2 protein-coding genes are annotated in these 1,827 nt (G+C 71.8%); both read left to right on the top strand.

Annotated features, from left to right (window positions below):
* Window positions 1-97: 97 nt before the first annotated feature.
* Entirely contained in the window at window positions 98-1,249 is a 1,152-nt protein-coding gene (locus tag Q4I23_RS32490; protein WP_498528974.1) for a glycosyltransferase, read from the top strand.
* Window positions 1,246-1,713: a DUF2141 domain-containing protein gene (locus Q4I23_RS32485; protein ID WP_498528973.1), complete on the top strand. Its 468-nt coding sequence runs from the start codon at window positions 1,246-1,248 to the stop codon at window positions 1,711-1,713. The genes Q4I23_RS32490 and Q4I23_RS32485 overlap by 4 nt, the downstream gene beginning before the upstream one ends.
* The last annotated feature ends 114 nt before the right edge of the window (window positions 1,714-1,827 follow it).

The following is a 1,827-nucleotide window of genomic DNA, read 5'->3' as shown; positions in this document are numbered from 1 at the left end:
GCGTATAATCGTCGGCAGCGTCAGATGTGTATAAGAGACAGGGGCGCTTCAGCACCGCGCATGGTGACGCATCCGATAAGGAAGGGGTTTCCCGCCGATGAGCGTCCTCACGCTGCTGGCCGCTCTGTCGCTGGCGCTCGCCCTGCTGCCGTTGGGGCTGGGCCTCGTGAACCTGTGCCTCTACCGCCGGCCAAAGGCCGAGCCGCCGCCGGGCGCCGCCGTCAGCGTCCTGATCCCCGCCCGCAACGAGGAGGCCACCATCGCCGCCGCGGTGCGGGCGGCGCTGTCCAGCCGCGGCGTGACGGTGGAGGTGGTGGTGCTGGACGACCATTCCACCGACCGCACGGCGGCGATCGTCCGCGATCTCGCCGGCCGCGATCCCCGCCTGAGGCTGGAAACGGCGCCGCCGCTGCCGCCGGGCTGGTCGGGCAAGCAGCACGCCTGCCAGGCGCTCGCCGGTCTGGCGCGGCACCCGGTGCTGCTGTTCCAGGACGCCGACGTGCGGCTGGCTCCGGACGCCGCCCGGCTGGTCTGCGGCGCGCTGCTGGCGGGCAGGGCGGGGCTGGTCAGCGGCTTCCCGCGCCAGGAGACCGGCACCCTGGCCGAGGCGCTGGTGATCCCGCTGATCCATGTGCTTCTGCTCGGCTATCTGCCGATGGTCGGGATGCGCTGGTCGGCCAGCCCCGGCTTTGCCGCCGCCTGCGGCCAGCTGATCGCGGTGCGGCGGGACTCCTACGCGGCGGCCGGCGGCCACGCCGCCATCGCGACCTCGCTGCACGACGGGGTGACTCTGCCGCGCGCCTTTCGCCGGGCGGGGCAGGGGAGCGACCTGTTCGACGCGACCGGTCTCGCCCGCTGCCGGATGTACCGCGGCTGGCGGGAGGTGTGGTCCGGCTTCTCGAAGAACGCGACGGAGGGGATGGCGACCCCGGTCGCCCTGCCGGTCTGGACCGTTCTGCTGTTCGGCGGCCATGCCCTGCCCTGGCTGCTGCTCGGCTTGGCGGCGCTGGCCCCGTTGCCGCAGGAGTTTGTCATCATGGCGGCGTCGGCCGTGGCGGCGGGGCTGTCGTTCCGCTTGCTGCTGGCCCTCCGTTTCCGTCAGAGTCTGGCCGGCGCGCTGCTCCACCCCGTGGGCATCCTGATCCTGCTGGCGATCCAATGGTCGGCGCTGCTGCGCGCCCGCCGGGGCCGCCCGGCGGAATGGCGCGGGCGCGCCTATCCGTCCACGTCCAGAACGGGTGCACCATGACGACCCCTCGGCAGTTCCGGACCGCCCGCTACGCCACGGTGGGCGGAGCCTTAGCCGCGCTGGCGGTCCTCCTGGCGACCGGACCGGCCGCCGCTGCCGACCTTGCCATCACCGTCGCCAACGTCGCGAACGCCCAGGGGAAGGTGCTGGTCGCGGTGTGCACGCCGGAGACGTTCCTGGGGCCCAACTGCCCCTACAGCGCGGCGGAGCCGGCGCGGCCGGGGAGCGTCACCGTGGTGGTGCACAAGGTTCCGCCCGGCACCTACGCGGTGCAGTCCTTCCATGACGAGAACCAGAATCTCGAACTCGACCGCAACTTCCTCGGCATGCCGAAGGAGGGGGTCGGCTTCAGCAACGACGCCCCCATGCGCTTCGGACCGCCGCGCTACGCCGACGCCGCCCTGACCGTTACCGAGCCGGTGACGCGCACGACGCTGACCCTGCGCTATCTGATCGAGCGTTGACGCTGCGCGGAAGGCTCGTTGTGACGCTGGCGTTTCAGAAAAAATGGACGGCGGTGAAAAAAGCTCTTGCCGGTCTCATCCAACCCGCCTATAACCCGGCTCCCACGACGCCGG

Source organism: Azospirillum sp. UFLA03-27 (assembly GCF_059803775.1).
The sequence above is the reverse complement of the archived record's forward strand: the minus strand, read 5'-3'. Positions and strand labels throughout refer to the sequence as shown.